The sequence below is a fragment of the Chryseobacterium carnipullorum genome (assembly GCF_003815695.1).
Lineage (GTDB): Bacteria > Bacteroidota > Bacteroidia > Flavobacteriales > Weeksellaceae > Chryseobacterium > Chryseobacterium carnipullorum.
This window is the reverse complement of sequence record NZ_CP033920.1, coordinates 1,985,366-2,005,152: the sequence shown is the minus strand read 5'-3', so window position 1 is coordinate 2,005,152 and position 19,787 is coordinate 1,985,366. Positions and strand designations below refer to the sequence as shown.

The following is a 19,787-nucleotide window of genomic DNA, read 5'->3' as shown; positions in this document are numbered from 1 at the left end:
ATAAAGAATTAATCTATGTTTAAAAACTTATACGCAATATTTATATTTTTCATCTTCATAGCGATCTATTATGCAGGTAGTTTTACAAGAATTCCATTTGCTGATTGTGTAGGATTTGTACATAGTGTAGAGCTTGGAGAATACAAAACAGTAGCGACAGCTATTACCCATATTCTCTACGTAAACACCGCTATTTTCATAAAAAATATTACAGGACTTGATGCTATTGCCACCAGCAGACTCCTGATAATTGGATCTGCCGCTGCTACGGTATCTGTGATCTACCTTACAGTAAAAAGTATTACAAAAATAGAATGGGTATCCATTACAACCGCTTTTGTTTTCGGTTTCAGTTTTTCCTTTTGGAGAAATGCTGAGATCGTAGAGGTATACACTTATAATTCGCTATGGATCAGTCTTTTCTTTTTCTCAATGGTCAAAACATTTACAGAGCATAAGAAAAACTACATCATTTTAAGTGGATTATTTTTAGGAATAAGTCTTTGGCTGCATATCCAGAATATACTCATGATTCCAGGTCTTTTTCTTTTTCTATATTATTTTAGAGCAGAGAAAAAATATGCTTACACTTCACTGATTATTTTTCTTATTCTATTCTTATCACTAACTGTTTTAAATGTAGCTCAGGGACTGCCACTTAATTCTCCTTATACTTCAGAGGGAGCGCATTGGATTCAGGACACATTTAAGAAAACACCAAAACAATATTTACTGGATTTTGTACAGTCTATAGGCTATTTGATTTACAATTTCAACCTGTTTATATTTTTTGGAATCATAGGAATGATAGCCTTATACAGGATAAACAAGAAAATGTTTTTTGTATTCTTCACTGCTGCCGTTTGTGTATATGGATTTTCTACATTCTATGCCGTTTCGGACAATTATGTATTTTTCATCCCGTTTAATATGATTTTTGCTCTTTCAATTGGATATGGACTTGCATTACCCAAATACGCTCCTCTAAAAAAATTCTCCTGGATATGTCTTCTCATTCCTTTAGGTTATTACGCTTCCTATAAGATGGCTTTTTTAACAGAAAAAGGAAGAAGCTTTCATGAGGCTAAAAAATATAAGGGTGGCCTGGATTATTATCTGGTTCCATGGATGAATAATAACGTAGGAATTCTTGATTTTATTATTGAAAAAAAGAAATCTCCGGATCCAATGCACTGGATGCTCAACGGAGCCCATGAATATATAGAGTTGATGAAGAGCAAGGGATATACAGAGGAAGATCTGAAAAAACTTTAACAATAATTGTGAAGTGAAAAGATTTCGTGAATCACATTTTTTGATAACTTTGATTTACTTAATACTTTAAAATAAACACAAACATGAGTTTAATTGACCTACTTACAGGTAGCACCAGCAATCAGGTTGCTGAACAGGCTGAAAACAAATTTGGAATCAGCAGAAACCAGATCATCGCTTTATTGGCGGTAGCTGCACCATTGGTAATTTCTTACCTTAGAAATAAATCTCAGGATGCTAAAGAAGCAGAAGCTTTGAATAACGCTTTAGATAAAGATCACGACGGAAGTATTCTTGATGATGCAGCACAGGCAGAGTCGAGACAGGCTGAAGGAGGATCAATTCTTTACCACGTTTTTGGCGGGCAAAAAAGTACCGTTGAAAACCAATTGTCTCAGAATACAGGAATTTCAATCGATAAGATAGGTCCTATTTTAGCGATGCTTGCTCCGGTTATTATGGGATATATCGGTAAAGAGAAACAACAGAATAATGTAGGAGCAGGAGGCCTGGGAGATCTCTTAGGAGGAATTCTTGGAAATGCATCCAGCCAGGCTCAAACACAGCAATCCAATCCTTTGAATGACATTTTAGGTAGTGTCTTAGGAAGCGGTCAATCGCAGTCCGGAGGAAATCCACTTAACGATATCCTGGGAAGTGTACTTGGCGGAGGCGGAGGACAGCAGCAACAGGGCGGCGGCTTAGGAAGTATCCTGGGTAACATTTTAGGAGGAAAATAATTTAATTTTGTATATCAAAAAAGGCTGAAGATGAATCTTCAGCCTTTTTTATTTTTAGCTTTTTGCTTTAGTTTCAGAAGGACCAATTGACTTAGAAGCCTTTCTTGGTCTTCTCTTACCATAACTTCCTGAATTGATTTTTCCTCTTCTTGATTTTCTGTCTCCTTTTCCCATAATGATAACTGTTTTGTTGGTTTAGCACTAAATTAGGCAATATGACTTACAACCAAAAATTAAGGTTGTTAAAATTTTTATAAATCTACACTTTCACCGCTTTCCACCTTCCTTTTTTAAACAAAATAAAAGCCACGATGGTAATTAAAGTTTCCGCAGCCGGAATAGAAATAAATACACCTTTAGGTCCCATTCCAAAATGTTTGGAAAGAAAATACGCCATTGGAATCTGAAACAGCCAGAATCCAAAGAAATTCACCCACGTTGGCGTCCATGTATCTCCTGCTCCGTTAAAAGCATTGATAAGTACCATTCCTATTCCATAGAAAATAAACCCCACACTCATAATGTGCAATGCATTTTTAGCAACCATTTTAATTTCGGTTTCCTGTGTAAAAAAACCTACCAGGAAATCTCCGAGCAGAAAAAAAAGTAAACTTACTCCCAGCATGAAGATCACATTGTATTTTACTGTCTTCATGACAGCCTGTTCCGCCCTTAACATTTCATTGGCCCCCATATTCTGTCCAACCAGCGTTGAAGCTGCATTGCTCAAACCCCAGGCAGGAAGAATAAAAAACATCATCAGCCTTAAAGCGGTCTGGTACCCTGCAGAAGCATTTTCTCCTCCGGTAGTCGCCACCAGTTGGGCAAGAAAGATCCAGCTGCATGAAGCAATCACAAATTGAAAAATTCCGGGTGTTGCAATTTTCACGATGCCTTTTATTTGTTTGAAATCAGGAGTAAAATAAGGGAGCGCTATACGAATCTGAGTATCTGCTACCAAAAGATGGTACAGCTGATATATCACACCGATACTTCTTCCTATCGTAGTAGCTAAGGCTGCTCCGGTAAGCCCCATCGCAGGAATGGGTCCTAAACCTTTAATCAAAATGGGGCAGAGTATAATGTTGGCAATATTGGCGATCCACAGAGACTTCATCGCAATGGCTGCGTTTCCCGCTCCCCTGAAAATCCCGTTGATCAGGAATAAAAGCATAATGATCACACTGCTTCCCATCATGATCCTTGTGAAATCTTTCCCATAAGCTGCTGCTTCAGGCTTTGAGCCCATCAGAATCAAGATTTCTTCGGCATAAATAACTCCAAATAAGCTTAGGATAAAAGTAATAATAAATGACACCAACAAAACCTGCGCAGCGCTTCTGGAAGCCTGTTCCGGATTTTTCTCACCAATCCTTCTTGCGACCAAAGCTGTAGCAGCCATACTCATCCCTATTGCAATGGAATACATTACCGAAAGTACAGATTCTGTTAATCCAACCGTCTGAATCGCATACCCGCTTTCTTTCAAATGTCCTACAAAATACAGATCAACCAATGCAAACACTGATTCCATAGCCATCTCCAGCATCATAGGAACCGCCAGAAGGAGTACAGCACTTCTTATCGTTATTTTGGTGTAATCTACCTCTTCACCACTAAATGCTCTTTTCAAAAACGCTATATATTTTGTCATTTTCTAATCAATAATTATCTGATTTTCAAAAATACAAATTCAATTCTTATAAAAATTTAGTTACTCATATCAAAAAAATAATTTAGATTTGTATATTCTTAAAATGAATCTTATGAAAAAAATAATCTCTACCGTTTTTATACTTGTAATCTCAGTATCTGCCAATATGCTTTCTGCTCAGACACTGAGTAAAGCTCAGATGCAAGCCATTCAGTCTGACAATGTTGCTTCATTTAAAAAGAATTTTCAAAAAGCAGATTATGATAAGTGTTTTCCGCTTAAAGATGAAACTTTCAGTGCTTTAGGCTTTAGTTCGCTTTATGGAAGAAATAATATTGTTCAGTTTCTTATTGAAAACAAAGCAGATGTTAATAAGGCCTGTAACGGTAAAACACCTCTTGCCTTAGCTAAATTAGGAAAGAAAGAGCAAACCGTACAACTATTGCTACAAAAAGGAGCTGCTAATAACTAAAAAGCTCTCAAATAATATACAAGACTTCCGAAAGGAAGTTTTTTTTTGTTTAAAAACCTTCAAAAATCTTATCTTTGCATCCGGAATTTATGGTTGAAAACTTCATCATCAGAAAGCTAGACCCTATATCTTAAACATTGAACCTTAAACAAATAATTATGTTTCGATCACACACGAACGGAGAATTATCTCTGAAAAATCTTAATGAAGAAGTTACACTTTCCGGATGGGTACAGACTATCCGTGATAAAGGATTTATGATTTGGATAGATCTTCGGGATCGTTACGGAATTACCCAGTTGGTTTTCGATCAGGACCGTTCTTCTGCACAATTGATGGAAGACGCAAAAAAGTTGGGACGTGAATTCGTTATTCAGGTTACAGGAAAAGTAATTGAAAGAGTAAGTAAAAATCCCAATATTCCAACAGGCGAAATTGAAATTTTAGTTGAAAAATTAACGGTTCTTAATGAATCTCAACTCCCTCCTTTCACTATTGAAGATGAAACGGATGGGGGTGAAGAATTAAGAATGAAATACCGTTATCTGGATATCAGAAGAGCGCCGGTAAGAGATAAACTGATCTTCCGTCACAAAATGGCGCAGAAAGTAAGAAATTATCTTTCAGATGAAGGATTTATCGAAGTGGAAACTCCGGTTTTAATCAAATCTACTCCGGAAGGTGCAAGAGACTTCGTTGTTCCAAGCAGAATGAATCCGGGACAATTCTACGCTTTACCGCAATCACCCCAAACTTTCAAACAATTGTTGATGGTAGGGGGAATGGATAAATATTTCCAGATTGTAAAATGTTTCCGTGATGAAGACCTAAGAGCTGACAGACAGCCGGAATTTACACAAATCGATTGTGAAATGGCTTTTGTAGAGCAGGAAGACATCATGAATGTTTTTGAAGGAATGACAAAGACACTGATCAAAGATATTACAGGTCAGGAATTTGGAGATTTCCCTAGAATGACATTTGCAGAAGCCATGCAAAAATACGGAAACGACAAACCGGACATCCGTTTCGGAATGAAATTCGTAGAACTGAATGACTTGGTCAAAGGAAAAGATTTTAAAATATTTGATGACGCCGAATTAGTAGTAGGAATCAATGTAGAAGGATGTGCTGATTATACAAGAAAGCAGATCGATGAACTTGTGGATTGGGTAAAACGTCCACAGATCGGGGCTTCAGGAATGGTTTGGGCTAAGTTTCAGAATGACGGCGTAAAGACTTCTTCTGTCAACAAGTTCTATAATGAAGAAGATTTAACAAAGATCATTGAAAAGTTCGGAGCTAAAGAAGGCGATTTAATGCTGATCTTATCCGGAAACGAAAATAAGGTAAGAGCTCAGCTTTCTGCGTTAAGAATGGAACTTGGAAACCGTTTGGGACTGAGAAAAGGAAATGTATTTGCCCCGCTTTGGGTGGTAGACTTCCCGTTATTGGAATTTGACGAAGAAAGTGGACGTTACCATGCCATGCACCACCCTTTCACCTCTCCTAAGACTGAAGATATTCATTTACTGGAAACAGATCCGGGCAAAGCAAGAGCCAATGCTTACGATATGGTTCTTAACGGAAACGAGATCGGTGGAGGTTCTATCAGAATATTTGATAAAGATTTGCAGTCTAAAATGTTTGACCTTTTAGGATTTACAAAAGAGGAAGCGGAAGCTCAGTTCGGATTCCTGATGAATGCCTTCAAATACGGAGCTCCTCCTCACGGTGGTTTAGCTTTCGGATTTGACCGTTTGGTAGCTATTCTTGATGGAAACGAAGTGATCAGAGATTATATTGCATTCCCTAAGAATAACTCAGGACGGGATGTAATGATCGACGCTCCTGCATCTATTGCTGATGCACAGCTGGACGAACTGGAAATACAATTGAATTTAAAAGCATAAATCGAAAGCGGGGTTAGTTTCCCCGCTTTTTTAATGACCTAAAAATGAAAATTGCAGCAGCACAAATTAAACCCGTAAAAGGAGATATTCTGAAAAACATTGAGAATCACACAAGATTAATCAGAGCCGCAGTTAGTAAAAATGTTGATTTAATCATCTTCCCTGAACTTTCAATTACCGGCTACGAAACTGATTTAGCGGAAAAGCTGTCAATTCATTATGAAAATGAAACTTTAGAGGTATTCCAGAAATTGGCAGACGAAAACAGCATCAGCATCACTGTTGGCATGCCTACAAAATCTGAGGGTCAATTATTAATCAGCAGTATTATATTTCAACCGGAAAAGAGAAGAAAAGTGTATTCAAAACGTCATCTCTTTCCAACCGAAACCTCTGTTTTTTCAAGAGGAAATACTTTCTGCCAGCTGGAAGTATTGCAGAATAAAATTTCATTAGCCATCTGTTATGATTTATCTGATCCGAACCATTCACAGGAAGCTTATCAGGCGGGTTCTACTTTTTATACTGCAAGCGTTCTTAATTCCGTCAATGGCATTGATGAAGACCTTATTAAACTCTCCACCATCGCAGAAAAATATCATATGCATGTTGTAATGGCTAATTTCATTGGAGAGTCCGGAGGTTATGAATGCGCCGGAAAGTCTTCTGTTTGGAATAATGATGGAAGTTTACTCGGACAGCTCAATAGTAAAGATGAAGGCATCCTGACTTTAGACACAGATAATGACCGTATCGAAAAATTTTATGTGAATGAGTCATCCTAAAATAGGTTGATTATAAACTAAACAATAATACGATGCGAATGAATCATTTTTTCTCCGGATTTTTTATGCAAAATTACAGGAATGTCAAGTTTAGATCTATATACATTCATAATATGGGGATTACTCTAAGTATCATATCAAACACTTGTGAATAATTAAAAGTTCAATTCTACAGGAAAAAATAACGAAAAATAAATTTATTAACGAAATAAATACACTATTAAATACGATAAGTAGTAAAACAACTATTATATTATGTTATATTCCAATATTGGTTTTTTTCAATATATTTATAAACAGAATACGAATATAATTGAAATATCAATATTCATATTTGGATAAAATTACAAATACACCAACATTTAAATAATATGAAAAGTAAACTATTACTCTTATCAGTATGCCTTCTTCTGGCACTGAATTCTTGTAGGTCGGATATTGAAAGCACACAGGCTAACTCAATGGACCATACAACGGCGAAACTGGACAATACCACGATTCACAAATTATTAATTAACGGGACTTATACTTATGTTAACGAAGTAAATGGTGAATATTTTTATGCAGATGATATTACGATTACACCTGAACAGTTTAACAAATTAAAGACGCAGGCCAATTCGGAGCTATCAACAGCAGAAAAAAGCACCATTGTGAGTTCCTTTATTAAGACATGGCCCAATGCAACGGTCTATTATACCCTACCTAGCCAGGGCACGCTGAGCACTCAGAACTATAATACTTTTCTTACTAACATTAACAAAGCGTTTGATATGATTTCTTCTCAAACCAGTGTTCAGTTTGTTCAACGTACCAACCAAACAGAATATATCACCTTTACCTATTCTACAGGTAACAGTTCTCCACTTGGATGGCAGCAAAACAGAGTCAATGGTATCAAAATTTATAATATTACCTATCCGGCAATTATTGCCCACGAAGTCATGCACTCTATGGGAATCATGCATGAGCAGTGCCGTCCGGACAGAGATCAGTATATTATTGTAGATATTAACAGAGCGGTAGAAGGCAGCCGTCACAACTTCAATATTTATAATGATTATGCAGGACACGGTGCCTTTGATTTTGGTTCAGTGATGATGTATCAGTCTACTGACTTTGCTATAAACTCAAGCCAACCTGTAATGACTAAACTGGACGGTTCTACTTTCACCAAGCAAAGAACAGGATTGTCTGCCGGTGACTATGCGGGAATTAATCATTTGTACGGGCCTGTGAATGCTACTTCTGCAATCAACGGAACCTACACCATGACAACATCTTTAGCGAATGATAAAAATGTAGATATTTCCGGAAGCTCCACTACAGATGGCACCAGCGTGATCCTATATTCAGCTTCTACAGGGAATAACCAGAGATTTACTTTTACTAAATCAGATCATGGTTATTATATCATCAAATCTAAATTGGATGCTACAAAGGTGCTAACCGTAAAAAGTAATGGAACTGCGAATGGCACTGCCGTAGAGTTAAGAACTAATTCCAATACAGATTCTCAGAAATGGTTATTATTTAACCTTGGAAATAATGGTTTCGGATTCGCTCCTAAAAATGCACCATCCCTGAGATTAGAAGTAAAGAATGGCCTGACAACTAATCTTACGCCTATCGTAATCGGCAGTACAGATCAAACGGTTCAGCCTTCTACAAAGCAACGCTTTAAACTTACAAAAGTTAATTAAATTCAACTTTTTCATTAAACAAAGAGGTTAGGGAATAAATTCCCTGACCTCTCTTGTTTGTCACATCAGTAGACCTTTCCTGTTTTATAATTATTTCCTGTTTAATTTCAATATCTCATTTCTTCCCGGACCCGTAGAAAGATAGGTAATAGGAACACCCAGCTCATCATTCAGAAAAGAAAGAAAAGTTTTTAATTCTTCAGGTAAGTTGGAGGCATCATCAATAGCGGTAATATCTCCTTCCCAGCCCTTCATCTGTTTTAAAACCGGAAGGCCATTTTCAGGAAGTGTTCCGGAAATCGTTGCCATACTGCCATCTTCAAGTGCATAATGGGTACAGACTGCTACAGATTTCATTCCACTTAAAATATCAGCTTTGGTAAGGATCACCTGCGTAACTCCGTTGATCATAATGGCATATCGCAAAGCCGGAAGATCCAGCCAGCCAATTCTTCTTGGACGTCCCGTATTGGAACCAAACTCATGGCCTTTATTTCTGATCTCTTCTCCAAGCTCATCAAAAATCTCCGTCGGAAACATACCGTTCCCCACCCTGGTACAGTATGCTTTTGCAATCCCGAATATCTCACCGACTTTTTTAGGCGAAATACCCAATCCACTGCAAGCTCCTGAAGCGGTGGTGGAAGAAGATGTTACATAGGGATAAGTTCCATGATCTATATCCAGCATTGCAGCCTGAGATCCCTCAGCAAGAATCTTCTTCCCCGTTAACAAAGCGGTATTTAAAAACAGTTCTGTTTCTGTACGAGTGAACTTTTTCAAAAATTCTATAGCCTCAAAAAACTCCCTGCTGATTTCTTCCCATGGAGGAAGTACCGTATCACCACCTGCGAGCACGCTGTAATCTCTATTTAAAATACGCTCTATCCTGCTCTTAAAATCCGGAGCATCTATATCACCAACCCTTAGATTCTGTCTCAGGATTTTATTGGAATACGCCTGGGCAATTCCGTTTCTTGTTGTGCCGATGGGGGTGTAATCGGGATTATCTTCCATGAATATATCCAGAAGTTTATGGGTCGGAAGGACAAGGTGTGCTTTTGCAGATATGATGAGATTATTTTCCGGCTCAATCGTTCCGTCAAATTCCTTAAGATTTAAAATTTCTCTTCTCAGACTTACCGGATCCAACACCGTCCCTGTTCCGATAACATTCTGAACTCCTTTCATAAAAATCCCGGAAGGTAGAGATTTCAGGGTAATTCTTTTTCCGTGACGTTCTATACTGTGTCCGGCATTCGCACCACCATTAAAACGGGCGGTAATATCATAGTCTTCGCTGATGAGATCAATAAATTTACCCTTACCTTCATCTCCCCACTGCAATCCTAATACAATGTCCATATTCATACTTTACATTTTTTATACTGCAAAGCTATAACAGGCAGAACGCGAAGCCATTGTCATTTGACAAAAAAGTATTTACACAATATTTCTTCTGATCCTGCTTAATGACGAAGGGGTAATTCCCAGGTAAGAAGCCAGCATAGATTGCGGCACTCTGTTGGCAAGTCCCGGATAATGATCTAAAAAATGAGTATACCTTGATTTAGCATCCAGATTCAGCATAGTACTGGCCACCTTAAGTTTATTCTCTGCCACAAAAGCATGAAGCCTGGCGAATAATACCGGCCAAACGGCAATTTCCTTTTCCAACTTTTTGAAATAATCAAGATCAATGGTCAGCAAAACACCATCGGTTACCGCTTCAATATATTCAAGCGCAGGGATCTGATCGGCAAATCCGTAGAAATCACCTATAAACCTTCCTTCATATATAAAATAACGTGTAAAATCATCACCCTGCTTATTGTAGTACAAGGATCTGAAAACGCCCTCTTTTACAAAAGCTATCTTTCGACTTACCTTTCCGGCCTCTATAAAAGCTTCTCCTTTAAGAATAGTAATTTCCTGCAAACCCTGAGCGATCAGCAGCTCCTCTTCTGTATTCAGTATTCCGAATTTTCTTATGTATTTAAAAAGTTCTTCCATATGTATTGACGCCCTGATATCGGGAAAATATAAATGTATAAAAATAGCAGGAACAACCCATTGTCATTTGACAACAAGACGATAAAATGTACCACATAATCTTTTCACGGCATGTTAATTGATTGATTTTTAAAAACGTAAGACAATGAAAGCAATCTGGAACGGCGCCATTGGCTTCGGTTTAGTCAATATCCCGGTTAAAATCTATTCAGCTACAGAAACCACAAAACTGGACCTCGATATGCTCGATAAATCTGATTTTTCCAATATCAAATTTAAAAGAGTGAACGAGAGCACCGGAAAAGAAGTTAAATGGGAAAACATTGTAAAGGGTTATCTCATGGATGATCAATACATCGTTCTTGATGAGGAAGATTATGAAGCCGCAAGTCCTGAAAAAACAAAAATACTTTCCATTGATCAGTTTGTCAGGGAATCAGAAGTAGACAGTGTTTATTTTGAAAACCCCTATTATCTGGAGCCTCAGAAAAACGGTGAAAATGCCTACAGGCTTTTGCTAAAAGCATTACAGGAAACTGAAATGGCTGGTATCGGAACATTTGTCCTCCGGGACAGCGAGGCTATTGGCATGATCAGGCCTTACAACGAAGAAATACTGGTTCTGAACCGTCTTAGGTTTAATCAGGAAATAAGAGATTATAAGGATCTTAAAATTCCGGCTCAAAAAGCACCTAAACCCGCTGAGCTTAAAATGGCGGTAAGCCTTATCAAACAGCTTTCCCAGGAATTTGACCCTGTGATGTATAAAGATAATTATTCTGATGAATTGATGAAAATCATCAAAAAGAAAGCAAAAGGCAAAAATATAAAAGCTAAAAAAGCTGAACCTGCTAAAGAAGGAAAAGTAATTGATCTTATGGCTCAGCTGAAAGCCAGCCTGCAAACTCCTAAATCCAAATCTGCATCGTAATGGCTCTAAAAGATTACCAGAATAAACGAAAGTTCGACGAGACCAGCGAACCTAAAGGAGAGACCAAAAAAAGCAAAGACCAACTCGTTTTTGTGGTTCAAAGACACGCAGCTTCCCGGCTTCACTATGATTTCCGTCTGGAAATGGAAGGGGTCCTGAAAAGCTGGGCGATTCCCAAAGGCCCGTCATTGGATTCAAAAGACAAACGCCTTGCCATGAAGGTGGAAGACCACCCTTATGACTATAAAGATTTTGAAGGAAATATCCCGGAAGGAAACTATGGAGCCGGACAGGTAGAAGTATGGGATAGCGGAACGTATGAACCTTTAGATGATACAAGCCAACTTTCTGACGAGAAAGAATTATTAAAAGAATTAAAAGCAGGTTCCATAAAATTCATTTTACACGGTAAAAAACTGAAAGGTGAATTTGCACTGGTTAAAATGAAAAACGCTGAAAATAATGCATGGCTTTTAATTAAACATCAAGATGATTTCGCAGAGGAAAAATATGATGCAGAGAAAAACACCTCTCCAAAATCTCTGGTAACGAAATTTTTAGAGGAAAAAAAAAGCCTGAAAATAAAGTAAAAAAGGAAGTCATAACCTCTGAGAAAAGGTTTAAAAACTTCAATTCTTTATCCAACGAAAAAAAACTTACCTCATTCATCAAACCGATGCTGACCAAATCTTTTGAGAAAGCATTCGATGATGAAGACTGGCTTTTTGAAATTAAATGGGATGGCTACAGAGCTGTTGCCGATCTACGTCATACCAATCCCCTATTCTACTCACGCAACGGAATTTCCTTTTTATCAAAGTTTGAAAAAGTTACTAAAGATTTTAGCCACCAGAAGCATAAAATGGTCCTGGATGGAGAAATTGTCGCTTATGATGCGCATGGTAAACCCAATTTTCAGCTTTTACAGCAGATCGGGGATCATCCTGACATGGCATTAACCTATCAGGTTTTTGATCTTCTCTGGCTGAATGGGCATTCAACAGAAAAACTTCCTCTTGTGCAACGGAAGGAACTTTTAAAAGAGGCTTTAACGGAAACGGATATTATCAAATACTGTGATCATATTCCGGAAAAGGGAATCGCTTTTTTTAATCAGATGAATACAATGAAACTGGAAGGGATGATCGCCAAGAAAGCTGACAGCTTGTATATTGAAAATCAAAGGAGCAGTGACTGGCTGAAAATAAAATTCACAAATACGGATGAAGCTATTATTTGCGGATTGACAGAACCCCGTGGTTCACGTGAAAGTTTCGGAGCTCTGATTTTGGGAAAATATACAGATGGAAGACTGACTTACTGTGGTCATACGGGAACAGGTTTTAACAATGAATCTTTAAAACAACTTTATGACAGACTTCAAAAGATGGTTATAAAAACATCACCATTTGAAACGGTTCCTACAACGAATATGCCTGTAACATGGACGAAACCTGAGTTGGTATGTGAGATTAAATATTCTGAAATTACTAAAGACGGTATGTATCGTCATCCTGTTTTCTTGGCTATCCGTGAAGATAAGGAGCCTGAAGAAATTCAATTGAATCCAAAGAACGAAAAGTCTAAAGAAATGAAAGCTAAAGCCCCATTAAAAAAGTCAGCGAATCCTGAAAAAGAAAAGGAAATTACATTGGACAAACATCAAGTCCACCTCACGAACCAGGATAAGATCTATTTTCCCAAAGACGGCATTACAAAAGGAGATGTGATAGAATATTATCAGTCGGTTGCTTCTTATATTCTTCCTTTTCTGAAAAACCGTCCACTCTCTCTCAACCGCTTTCCCGGTGGCATTGAAGAACAGGGTTTTTATCAGAAAGATGCAGGAGATAACATGCCGGACTGGATCAAAACAACAAAGGTCTATTCGGAATCCAATGACAAATATATTGACTACGTTTATTGCAATGATAAAGCAACCTTAGCCTATCTGAATAATTTAGGCTGTATTGATCTGAATCCCTGGAACAGTTCACTTCCTGATCTGGAACATCCGGATTATCTGGTGCTAGATCTGGATCCATCCAAGAAAAATACATTCGATGATGTGGTTGAAACAGCACTTCAGGTGAATGAAGTTTTAAATTCAGTTAAAGTTAAAGGATATTGTAAAACTTCCGGCAGCACAGGAATTCATATTTATATTCCGATGGGAGGAAAATATGATTTTGACCAGGTCAAAGATTTCGCCCATATTCTGATGAAACAGGTCAATGAAAAGCTTCCCAAACTGACGACTCTGGAACGAAGTTTACAGAAAAGGGATGATAAGAAAATTTATATGGATTATCTACAAAACAGGATTGGTCAGACCTTAGCGAGTGTCTACAGTGTACGTCCAAAAGAGGGAGCCGCCGTTTCTATGCCCCTGGAATGGAATGAAGTGAAACCTGGTTTGAAGCCTACCGATTTTACGATTTATAATGCCCTGGAAAGGATTAAGGGCAAGGGAGATTTGTTTAAACCGGTTTTGGGTAAGGGAATTGATATGATGAAGGTGTTGGAATTGTTGCAGAATGGTGAATAATTTCTATATTTTTAATGCAGCAAATTTTCTAAAATGATTGAGTCTATCAAATTACAACTTCTTTTCAATGAAAATACCGAAAAGGATCAGCAAAAATCTTTCTTTAAACATGTATGGAAAAAATCTTTTAATGACATTAAAAAAGCGCTTATTTATGCTATTCTTTTTTTGTCATTGGGCTTTTTCCCAATAAAAGGTTTTGTGGGAAGTCCATTTCCTTATATTTTTAAATATGCTGGTTTTCTTTATATTGGGTACGCATTTATTCTGGTTTATCAATATTTTACGACCAAAACTAAAACATATAAACTGATAGATGAAAATATAAATGATTTGAAGAAGAGAGATTTGAACATGCACTCTATTACTTTGAAACAAAATATAATAACTATTGAAAATCCTCTCAACACGATTAGTTCTGTATGGGAAAAAACCAATTACAAGTTCATTCATAAACGTCTTATAATAAGCACTCTAAATAACACTCTTCATTTTATTTTCACCTCATCTCAATTTAAAAACGATGATGATTATCAAACATTGATTAATTGTTTGCAACAATATTCCAAACAAAAAGATTAAGGAAGTTTTGCCACCAAACTCTCCGGCAAGATTTTCAAAATAACATAAATGATCTTCCACTTAAAATTCGGAACAATAGTAAAAGAATTTCCGGCATTGACGATATGTTTTGCTACATAATCCGGTTCCATGATCAAGGATTCATTGAGCTGTAAACCTTCATTAATCTTTGTTCTGATATAGCCGATGACCAGAGCATTCACTTTTATTTTCCTTGAAGCCAATTCCTGTCTTAAACCCGCTAAATATTGAGTAAACGCTGCCTTGGTACTTCCATACACAAAATTACTTTTCCGTCCTCTTACTCCCGAAAGTGAGGATAGTCCAATAATTCTTTCCAGATGGGAATTGCTATGATCCATTGCGATAATATTCAGAATGGAAACAGCTCCCATATAATTGACCTGCATCATCTGGTGAGTGCCTTTAAAGTCTTTCATCGCTTTTTCATTATCAACCAGAAAACCGGCCGTGTACACTGCAATATGAGGTTTTACAGGAAGTTCATCATAAAATTTCTGATGGGAATCAAAATCTACCGCGTCAAAATAAAGAATGATGACCTTTGAAGCATCCAAACGGTTGTCTGCGACGAATTTTTCAAGCGAGTCAGTATCCCTTGAAGCTGCGATTACAGAAAATCCTTTATGAATGTATTGTATGATACACTGCTTGGCCACATCTGAATTGGCTCCCAGAATGAGAACGGTTTTGCCTGTATTTTGATTCATGATGCAAAGATATTTTATTTGAATTCACGGTCATCTTTTTTAAACACAAATTTCACGAATGATTTTCACGGATAGCACTGATTTGACTAAGCTTATAATATGCAAGATCTGCAGAAGATTTTTGACGTAAAGTTTTGGGATGATATGAGATACGGAGTTCACATTTCACTTGTAAAGTAAAATTCACTATTGCAGTTTCTCGATCTCAGTCTTACCCTAAGAAAAGTCTGGTATCTGAAATCTTGATTCTTAAGCTATATAAAAAAGCCCGGCGCGGTGAACTTTGTTCACCGCGCCGGGCTGATATTTTCAAACTAAAAGATTATTTCTTTTCAGTATCGATTTCTTTTTTCTCTGCTGTTTTTTCAGCAGCTGCTTTTGCTTTTTCTCCAAAACGCGTTTCAGTAAATTCTCTTGAAACGGCCGCTTTTTCGAATTTCAGTTTTCCTGATAAAGTTTCGATCACGAAACCATCATCCTGAACCTGAGCAATTCTTCCGTGAAGACCTGAAGTAAGGACTACTCTGGTTCCTACTTTTAAAGTTTCCTGAAAGTTTTTCTCTTGCTTCTGTTTTCTCATCTGTGGTCTTATCATCAGAAAATAAAACCCCACAAACATTACCCCCATCATGATCAGCATCATTGATGAAGACCCCTGCTGTGCCTGTAAAAAGATTGTCAACATATATTTATATTATGGTTGGATGTTCGCTGTGAACGTTAATTTAATAGGAGCCTTGTCTACATTAGCAAATACATCTGCATACTTCTGAACGTTTCCGTCGAAGCTTGAAGAGTCAAAATGCAAAGTGATATTTCCTTTTTTACCCGGAAGGATCGGTTCTTTTGTAAAATCCGGAGCTGTACATCCGCATCCAGGTTTTACTTCAGAGATCACTAAAGGATTTTTTCCTGTATTGGTAATCTCATAAATGTGCTGTACTTTGTCTCCTTTTTTGATTTTTCCAAAATCGAAGTTATTTTCTGAAAGCGCAACTGATGTTAGGGGCTGGTTAGAAACCGGAGATGCTGCTGCATTGGCAACTGCCGGAGATGCTGCTGAATCAGTTGGAGCTGTTTGTTGTATTGCTGTAGAATCTGCGGTTGCAGTTTCAGTACCTTGCACCTCTTTGTTTTCTTTTTTACAAGAAACCAAACCAAAGCCTATGATAGACAAAGCGATAATTGATAATGTCTTTTTCATGTTAAATTCTATTTTGATCTTTACAATATTTATCCAAAATTCCGTTAATGAAGATATTGGAACGGTCTGTTGCAAATACTTTTGCAATTTCAATATATTCATTGATAATAACTCTTGAAGGCGTCAGAGCAAAATTATCCAGTTCTGAAATAGCAGTAGACAAAATTACTTTATCCATTAAAGAAACTCTTTCCAGATCCCAGTTTTCCAGTCTTTCGCTAAGTTTTTTCTCATTAGCTTCCCAGTTATTCAGGGTATCTCTGAGAAGTTTTCCCGCAAAAACTTTATCCTCTTCATCTTTAATCATCTTAATTAAAGTTCTGCTTTCTTCATCTTCTTTCAGGAAACCTATTGTTTTCTGTACCATGGAGTTGGCGATGTGAATATCATCATACCATGAAAGTTCTTTATCACTAAGATATTCCTGGAAATCTTCATTTTCAGCAATATATCTTAAGAATAGCTTCCCGATAAATTTCTGATCTGCTTCAAAAGAATATCCTTCTTCTTTCATGAAATCCTGATAACGCTTTCCTGCGGTAATTCTTTGGAAAGTTTTTACCAATACATCATCATGCATATCCCATTTCAATTGCTTGTGCTGACCTGTGAAAAATAATCTTTCAGGATTTTCTTCCAGCTTGATCAGTACCTGGTTATTGATGAATTTTTGGTTAGGATTAATTTCAGCATCAGTTTTAAGGTATTTGTTTTTACCAATCTCGATCTGGGTTTCTGCCAATTCTTTCAGAGCGACCAAAAAATTGATCTGATAGATGTAGAGATTATAGATTTTCTCTATTCCAGAGAACATATTTTTCTCTAAAACATCAAATTTTAAAGGGTTCTGGTAGTATGAATACACTGTCTGTACTACTTTTTCACGGATTTGTCGTCTTCCTAACATTCAAAGAGCTTTTTATGGGTGCAAAGATACAAAAATTAAAATTGATGAAATTCGTAGTCTGCCTACATTTTCGTAAATTTGTAAAACTTTATGAAAGCTCTAAAAACTTTAAACCCTTACTTTTGGAAGCACAAAACATTGCTGTTTTGGGGGTCATTATTCATCATTGCCAGTAATTTCTTCAATATATATAAGGTCCAGTTTGTAGGAAAGTCTGTAGACGAACTTACCAAGGACGGACATCTGGGTTTCAACCAACAAGTTCTGGTGTACGTTGCTATTATTGTTGGCTGTTCACTTTTAACCGGATTTTTTACCTTTATGATGCGTCAGACTATCATTGTGGCATCAAGAAGAATTGAATATGAACTGAAAAATAAAATTTACAGACATTACCAGGAGCTATCTCTTACGGATTACAAGCAGACGACTATCGGTGACCTGATGAACAGGTTGAGTGAAGATGTTGTGGCCGTAAGAATGTATTTGGGTCCGGGTGTCATGTATGTGGTGAATTTAGTAATCCTTCTATTGATCACCAGTATCTATATGATAAAAACGGATGCCTCTATGACCTTATGGACTTTGTTGCCGCTTCCCGTTTTATCCTATATCATCTTTAAAGTGAGTTCTATTATCAATAAGAAATCGAAGATCATGCAGAAAAGCCAGTCTGCGATCTCCACTTTTGTACAGGACAGCTTTTCCGGGATCAGAGTGGTTAAGTTTTTTGCTAAAGAAAATTACATAAAGAAGAACTATGGGATCAAGGTAACTGATTATCAGAACAAAGCTTTGGATTTAGCGAAAACGGAAGCGTATTTCTTTACTATTATTCTATTTGTAATCGGACTCCTTAATGTTGCTGTTATTCTTGTAGGCGGACAGAAATATATTGCCGGGGAACTGAGTGTCGGTAAAATTGCTGATTTCTTTATGTACATCAACATCCTGATCTGGCCCTTCTCAATGGTAGGTTGGGTAACTTCTGTAAACCAAAGAGCTGAAGCTTCCATGCAGAGAATTAATGAATTTCTGGATAAAAAGTCAGAAGTCATTAATACCAACTTTGAGACCTATCCTATTCAGGGAGATATTGAATTCCGAAACGTTTCTTACGTATATCCCAATACAGGAATCAAAGCATTAGAAAACCTTAGTTTTAAGATTAAGGCCGGGGAATCCCTGGCTATCATGGGTAAAACGGGAAGTGGAAAATCTACCATTGCTCTTTTGCTCTGCAGACTAATTGATCCAACTGAAGGAGAGATTTTAGTGGATGGTAAAAACCTGAAAGACCATAATCTGGCGAATTACAGAAATTTCATCGGCTATATTCCTCAGGAAAGTTATCTGTTCTCTGATTCTATTGAAAACAATATCGGTTTTGCTGTTGACCATCCTTCCCACGAAAAGGTAGTGGAGTATGCAAAGATAGCAGACGTTGATAAAAATATTGTGGAATTTAAAGAACAGTATAAAACACTTGTAGGTGAACGCGGAGTGATGCTTTCGGGAGGACAGAAGCAAAGAATATGTATTGCAAGGGCACTAATAAAGGATCCAAATATCATTATTTTTGATGATTCCCTGTCGGCTTTAGATACCGAAACCGAGCAGAATATTCTTGAAAATATTGACCGGAAAATCAACAATGCCACGTCCATAATTATCACACACAGAGAGTCTAGCGCTCAGAGAGCTGATAAAATCATCAACCTCACCGAAATTACCAATTCTTTAACCGCTTAGCCGTTTCGTTCTCAATTGTTAAATAAATCATAAAAAAAATTTTGTGATTAAAAGAATTCTTTTATATTTGTTCTTAACAAGATTAAAAAATATCTAACAATGAGTGAATACAAGGAACGCCATGAAAATGAAATTTTCACGAAGGTGTTAAAAGCGGGGAGAAGAACTTATTTCTTTGATGTGCGCGAGACGAAAGCAGGAGATTATTATCTTACGATTACCGAAAGTAAAAAGAACTTCGGGGAGAATGGGGAAGCTACATTCGAGAAGCACAAAATTTATCTTTACAAAGAGGATTTTAAAAGTTTTCAGGAGATGTTCAATGAATCCACAGATTTCATCATTAATGAGAAGGGGGAGGATGTAATATCAGAAAAACACGACAAGGACTTCAAAAGCAAATCATTCACTATTGATTCTGACGACGAAGTATAAAAAAAGAATATCTAAAAACACAAGCATCTGAAAAAGATGCTTTTTTTATGCCATTTTCTCTCAAAGTACAATATATTAATAATGTGACATGTCTAACAAATATTGATCATCACAAAAAAGAGTATACCAAAAGGCATACTCT

General features: G+C 37.0%; 20 protein-coding genes. 12 read left to right on the top strand and 8 right to left on the bottom strand.

What is annotated here, in order from left to right; all coding sequences use genetic code 11:
* Positions 1–15 precede the first annotated feature (15 nt).
* On the top strand, positions 16–1,275 hold the full coding sequence (locus EG346_RS09160) for a protein O-mannosyl-transferase family (protein WP_073329532.1): 1,260 nt from the start codon (positions 16–18) through the stop codon (positions 1,273–1,275).
* 83 nt (positions 1,276–1,358) lie between these two features.
* Positions 1,359–2,015, top strand: coding sequence for a DUF937 domain-containing protein (locus EG346_RS09155; protein ID WP_123878161.1), 657 nt, complete (start codon positions 1,359–1,361; stop codon positions 2,013–2,015).
* Between the two features lie 54 nt (positions 2,016–2,069).
* Here the strand turns inward: EG346_RS09155 and EG346_RS09150 are convergent, their stop codons facing one another.
* Both EG346_RS09150 and EG346_RS09145 read right to left on the bottom strand, forming a co-directional pair.
* Positions 2,070–2,189 (bottom strand): 30S ribosomal protein THX, encoded by a 120-nt coding sequence (locus tag EG346_RS09150; protein ID WP_073329526.1) that lies wholly within the window; start codon positions 2,187–2,189, stop codon positions 2,070–2,072.
* An 85-nt stretch (positions 2,190–2,274) separates the two neighbouring features.
* Complete coding sequence (locus EG346_RS09145; RefSeq protein ID WP_123878159.1) at positions 2,275–3,669, bottom strand: MATE family efflux transporter; 1,395 nt, start codon at positions 3,667–3,669, stop codon at positions 2,275–2,277.
* 112 nt (positions 3,670–3,781) lie between these two features.
* Between EG346_RS09145 and EG346_RS09140 the strand changes: the two genes are divergently transcribed.
* The 4 genes from EG346_RS09140 (at position 3,782) to EG346_RS09125 (ending at position 8,542) form a co-directional block, all read left to right on the top strand.
* Positions 3,782–4,141 (top strand): ankyrin repeat domain-containing protein, encoded by a 360-nt coding sequence (locus tag EG346_RS09140; protein WP_164466075.1) that lies wholly within the window; start codon positions 3,782–3,784, stop codon positions 4,139–4,141.
* A gap of 158 nt (positions 4,142–4,299) precedes the next feature.
* A complete protein-coding gene (gene aspS, locus EG346_RS09135; RefSeq protein ID WP_073329518.1) occupies positions 4,300–6,054 on the top strand; it encodes an aspartate--tRNA ligase in 1,755 nt (584 codons plus the stop codon).
* 44 nt (positions 6,055–6,098) lie between these two features.
* Complete coding sequence (locus EG346_RS09130; protein WP_123878155.1) at positions 6,099–6,839, top strand: carbon-nitrogen hydrolase family protein; 741 nt, start codon at positions 6,099–6,101, stop codon at positions 6,837–6,839.
* 371 nt (positions 6,840–7,210) lie between these two features.
* Positions 7,211–8,542 (top strand): M12 family metallopeptidase, encoded by a 1,332-nt coding sequence (locus tag EG346_RS09125; protein WP_123878153.1) that lies wholly within the window; start codon positions 7,211–7,213, stop codon positions 8,540–8,542.
* Positions 8,543–8,632: 90 nt separating this feature from the next.
* Here EG346_RS09125 and EG346_RS09120 read toward each other — a convergent pair whose 3' ends face one another.
* Positions 8,633–9,913: an adenylosuccinate synthase gene (locus tag EG346_RS09120; protein ID WP_123878151.1), complete on the bottom strand. Its 1,281-nt coding sequence runs from the start codon at positions 9,911–9,913 to the stop codon at positions 8,633–8,635.
* 72 nt (positions 9,914–9,985) lie between these two features.
* Entirely contained in the window at positions 9,986–10,555 is a 570-nt protein-coding gene (locus tag EG346_RS09115; RefSeq protein WP_123878149.1) for a Crp/Fnr family transcriptional regulator, read from the bottom strand.
* Between the two features lie 145 nt (positions 10,556–10,700).
* Here EG346_RS09115 and ku point away from each other — a divergent pair, with 145 nt between their 5' ends.
* The 4 genes from ku to EG346_RS09095 all read left to right on the top strand — a co-directional run bounded on the left by ku (position 10,701) and on the right by EG346_RS09095 (position 14,616).
* Complete coding sequence (gene ku / locus EG346_RS09110; RefSeq protein ID WP_073329507.1) at positions 10,701–11,486, top strand: non-homologous end joining protein Ku; 786 nt, start codon at positions 10,701–10,703, stop codon at positions 11,484–11,486.
* Positions 11,486–12,076, top strand: coding sequence for a DNA polymerase ligase N-terminal domain-containing protein (locus EG346_RS09105; RefSeq protein WP_123878147.1), 591 nt, complete (start codon positions 11,486–11,488; stop codon positions 12,074–12,076). Before ku ends, EG346_RS09105 begins: the two co-directional genes overlap by 1 nt.
* A gap of 86 nt (positions 12,077–12,162) precedes the next feature.
* Entirely contained in the window at positions 12,163–14,034 is a 1,872-nt protein-coding gene (gene ligD / locus EG346_RS09100; RefSeq protein ID WP_123878145.1) for a DNA ligase D, read from the top strand.
* A gap of 33 nt (positions 14,035–14,067) precedes the next feature.
* Complete coding sequence (locus EG346_RS09095; protein WP_123878143.1) at positions 14,068–14,616, top strand: hypothetical protein; 549 nt, start codon at positions 14,068–14,070, stop codon at positions 14,614–14,616.
* On the opposite strand, the gene EG346_RS09090 is transcribed toward EG346_RS09095, so the two are convergent.
* The 4 genes from EG346_RS09090 to EG346_RS09075 form a co-directional block, all read right to left on the bottom strand.
* The gene (locus tag EG346_RS09090) at positions 14,613–15,347 is read right to left on the bottom strand and encodes an SDR family NAD(P)-dependent oxidoreductase (protein WP_123878141.1); all 735 of its coding nucleotides are present in this window, start codon (positions 15,345–15,347) and stop codon (positions 14,613–14,615) included. The genes EG346_RS09095 and EG346_RS09090 overlap by 4 nt on opposite strands.
* A 322-nt stretch (positions 15,348–15,669) precedes the next feature.
* A complete protein-coding gene (yajC, locus tag EG346_RS09085; protein ID WP_073329495.1) occupies positions 15,670–16,032 on the bottom strand; it encodes a preprotein translocase subunit YajC in 363 nt (120 codons plus the stop codon).
* 9 nt (positions 16,033–16,041) lie between these two features.
* A complete protein-coding gene (locus EG346_RS09080) occupies positions 16,042–16,551 on the bottom strand; it encodes a DUF1573 domain-containing protein (protein WP_123878139.1) in 510 nt (169 codons plus the stop codon).
* 1 nt (position 16,552) lies between these two features.
* Positions 16,553–17,458 carry a transcription antitermination protein NusB gene (locus EG346_RS09075; protein WP_073329488.1) on the bottom strand — a complete coding sequence of 302 codons (906 nt, stop codon included), beginning with the start codon at positions 17,456–17,458 and terminating at the stop codon, positions 16,553–16,555.
* A 90-nt stretch (positions 17,459–17,548) separates the two neighbouring features.
* Between EG346_RS09075 and EG346_RS09070 the strand changes: the two genes are divergently transcribed.
* Both EG346_RS09070 and EG346_RS09065 read left to right on the top strand, forming a co-directional pair.
* Positions 17,549–19,210, top strand: a complete 1,662-nt coding sequence (locus EG346_RS09070) for an ABC transporter ATP-binding protein (RefSeq protein WP_123878137.1) — start codon at positions 17,549–17,551, stop codon at positions 19,208–19,210.
* 99 nt (positions 19,211–19,309) lie between these two features.
* The gene (locus EG346_RS09065) at positions 19,310–19,645 is read left to right on the top strand and encodes a DUF3276 family protein (RefSeq protein WP_034701927.1); all 336 of its coding nucleotides are present in this window, start codon (positions 19,310–19,312) and stop codon (positions 19,643–19,645) included.
* Positions 19,646–19,787: the final 142 nt, after the last annotated feature.

Coding starts and splice junctions, on each gene's coding strand:
- EG346_RS09075 (WP_073329488.1), bottom strand. CDS start 17,458: ATGTTAGGAAGACGACAAATCCGTGAAAAAGTAGTACAGACAGTGTAT.
- yajC (WP_073329495.1), bottom strand. CDS start 16,032: ATGTTGACAATCTTTTTACAGGCACAGCAGGGGTCTTCATCAATGATG.
- EG346_RS09115 (WP_123878149.1), bottom strand. CDS start 10,555: ATGGAAGAACTTTTTAAATACATAAGAAAATTCGGAATACTGAATACA.
- EG346_RS09095 (WP_123878143.1), top strand. CDS start 14,068: ATGATTGAGTCTATCAAATTACAACTTCTTTTCAATGAAAATACCGAA.
- EG346_RS09145 (WP_123878159.1), bottom strand. CDS start 3,669: ATGACAAAATATATAGCGTTTTTGAAAAGAGCATTTAGTGGTGAAGAG.
- aspS (WP_073329518.1), top strand. CDS start 4,300: ATGTTTCGATCACACACGAACGGAGAATTATCTCTGAAAAATCTTAAT.
- EG346_RS09105 (WP_123878147.1), top strand. CDS start 11,486: ATGGCTCTAAAAGATTACCAGAATAAACGAAAGTTCGACGAGACCAGC.
- EG346_RS09150 (WP_073329526.1), bottom strand. CDS start 2,189: ATGGGAAAAGGAGACAGAAAATCAAGAAGAGGAAAAATCAATTCAGGA.
- EG346_RS09160 (WP_073329532.1), top strand. CDS start 16: ATGTTTAAAAACTTATACGCAATATTTATATTTTTCATCTTCATAGCG.
- EG346_RS09130 (WP_123878155.1), top strand. CDS start 6,099: ATGAAAATTGCAGCAGCACAAATTAAACCCGTAAAAGGAGATATTCTG.
- EG346_RS09080 (WP_123878139.1), bottom strand. CDS start 16,551: ATGAAAAAGACATTATCAATTATCGCTTTGTCTATCATAGGCTTTGGT.
- EG346_RS09070 (WP_123878137.1), top strand. CDS start 17,549: ATGAAAGCTCTAAAAACTTTAAACCCTTACTTTTGGAAGCACAAAACA.
- EG346_RS09120 (WP_123878151.1), bottom strand. CDS start 9,913: ATGAATATGGACATTGTATTAGGATTGCAGTGGGGAGATGAAGGTAAG.
- EG346_RS09090 (WP_123878141.1), bottom strand. CDS start 15,347: ATGAATCAAAATACAGGCAAAACCGTTCTCATTCTGGGAGCCAATTCA.
- ligD (WP_123878145.1), top strand. CDS start 12,163: ATGCTGACCAAATCTTTTGAGAAAGCATTCGATGATGAAGACTGGCTT.
- EG346_RS09125 (WP_123878153.1), top strand. CDS start 7,211: ATGAAAAGTAAACTATTACTCTTATCAGTATGCCTTCTTCTGGCACTG.
- EG346_RS09065 (WP_034701927.1), top strand. CDS start 19,310: ATGAGTGAATACAAGGAACGCCATGAAAATGAAATTTTCACGAAGGTG.
- EG346_RS09155 (WP_123878161.1), top strand. CDS start 1,359: ATGAGTTTAATTGACCTACTTACAGGTAGCACCAGCAATCAGGTTGCT.
- EG346_RS09140 (WP_164466075.1), top strand. CDS start 3,782: ATGAAAAAAATAATCTCTACCGTTTTTATACTTGTAATCTCAGTATCT.
- ku (WP_073329507.1), top strand. CDS start 10,701: ATGAAAGCAATCTGGAACGGCGCCATTGGCTTCGGTTTAGTCAATATC.